This window comes from Atribacter sp. (assembly GCF_035418125.1).
GTDB classification, from domain to species: Bacteria; Atribacterota; Atribacteria; order Atribacterales; family Atribacteraceae; genus Atribacter; species Atribacter allofermentans.
Genome location: NZ_DAOLQM010000318.1, coordinates 1 through 2,135, shown reverse-complemented (window position 1 = coordinate 2,135; position 2,135 = coordinate 1). Strand labels below are relative to the sequence as shown.

Below are 2,135 nucleotides of genomic sequence, written 5' to 3'. Positions count from 1 at the left end.
AATTTATTACTCTATTCTCCACTTTCAAGATATTTTTGATGAAAAAAGGATTTGTAACACAGTCTGAATACGAGGAACGAAGTGATGCGGCAATCTCATGAGCTCAATCTTTGTTAATCCTCCCCCTTTGGATAAAGGGGAGAAGTTGATTTCTGAGTTTATATTTCTATCCTCATTTAGTGCAAACGAATGGCATGGAAAACTAGAAAAATTCAATTGGAGTATAAACCACTTTTGGTTTAAGGTTTCAATTTTTACTGATATAATATTCGATAGAATTGCTTCGATATCTTGGGATAATCAATAATATCGAAGCTTAACCATTGGTCTGTTTCTTTAGCTTTAAAAGCCTCGGTTTTTTACCCGATTATCAAACCAAAATGGTGATATCTTCGGATATTGAAAAATATCCATGGACAAAGAAATTAACCAAATTGATTAACCAAAAATCTTTATCCAGGGGACTCCCGAGTAATGATAGGGTGGGATCGTAAATACTCCTTCAAGAGCTTCTGAGAATATTGGCCAGGGTTCACCGTGATAATCCTAATGAGTCAGGTTTAAAGTCAAAATATGGATTACTTCAGCTGATTCATCAACATAAAAACCAGAAGAGGAGAACTCGAAGATCAAGAAGAAGATAAAAATATAAAAAATAAATTTGGTAAAAAAATAATATATTTTGACAAGGAAGATATTATTATCTATTGAAATACCAAAATTTATTTATTCCTCTAATTATAGGTATAAGAATAGTTATTTTACTTTTTTCACTTATTAAATTAATTAAAGGAGGTGCTCAGGATGCCTACTGGAACAATGAACGAGATGGAAGAATTGCAACAAAGAATCAATGAGCTGATGGAAAAGAAGAAATTTTTTGAAATAAAAGGGCTTATTAACGATCTCCATCCAGCGGATGTTGCAGAATTAATGACCTTTTTTGACCGAGACAACCAGGTTGTTCTTTTCCGTTTATTAAAAAAGGATATGGCAATCGGTGTGTTTGAGCAACTAGACTTTGAGCATCAAGAAAACCTCCTCAATAGTTTTACTGATGATAAAGTATCAGAAATATTAAATGTTATGTCACCTGATGACCGAACGGAACTATTTGATGAGTTGCCGGCTAAGGTGGTCAAAAAGTTACTTTTTCTTTTAAATCCCGATCAACGAAACATGACGAGTATTCTCCTCGGTTACCGGGAAAATTCAGCCGGCCGAATTATGAACCCGGGGTATATCGACTTAAAAGAGCATTATACAATTGACCAAGCTTTAGAGCGAATACGAAAACTTACTCCCCCTGAAGATATGATTTATACTGCATATGTGACCGATTATCAACGACATCTAATTGGCACTGTTACCCTTCGAGACCTGGTTCTTTCCCCACCAGAGAAAGCGGTAGATGATATCATGAATACCGATATCATTTTTGTGAAAACTGATGACGATCAGGAATTGGTTGCTCGGACCATCCAAAAATATGACTTATTATCCATCCCGGTAGTTGACCATGAGCAACGCTTAGTGGGAGTGGTAACAGTTGATGACGCTATTGATATCATCGAAGAAGAAGCCACTGAAGATATCCATCGTTTGGCTGCAATTCAAACCACTGAAGATGAATATCTCCATTCCAGTATTATGCAAAAAGTTCGGAATCGATTATTCTGGTTAGTAGCTCTGCTTCTAGGAGGAATGGTAACCAGCTTTGTTATCCAAAACCAATCGGCACTCATTCAGACAGTCGTATCGCTCTCTTTTTTCATACCAGCATTAATTGATACCGGGGGAAATGTGGGAAGTCAATCCACTACAATAATTGTTCGAGGAATAGCTCTCAACGAAGTTGATTCAAGAAATATTTTTAAAATAATCATAACAGAATCATTAATTGGAAGTCTTTTGGGAGGATTGCTTGGATTGGTTGGTTTTTTTAGAGTAGTTCTGCTACGTGAACCAGTTATAATTGGTATTATTGTGGGATTGGCAATTTGGGTAGTGGTTTTTGTCTCTAACTTATTAGGAATGATTCTTCCTCTTTTACTCAAAAAATTAAAATTTGATCCTGCTTTATCGGCAACGCCAGTGATTACTACCATTGTCGACATAATTGGAGTTTTTCTCTA

General features: G+C 35.7%; 1 protein-coding gene. It reads left to right on the top strand.

What is annotated here, in order from left to right:
• Positions 1-804: 804 nt before the first annotated feature.
• A partial coding sequence (gene mgtE / locus PLK24_RS10975; protein WP_324479086.1) for a magnesium transporter occupies positions 805-2,135 on the top strand: 1,331 nt, incomplete at its 3' end.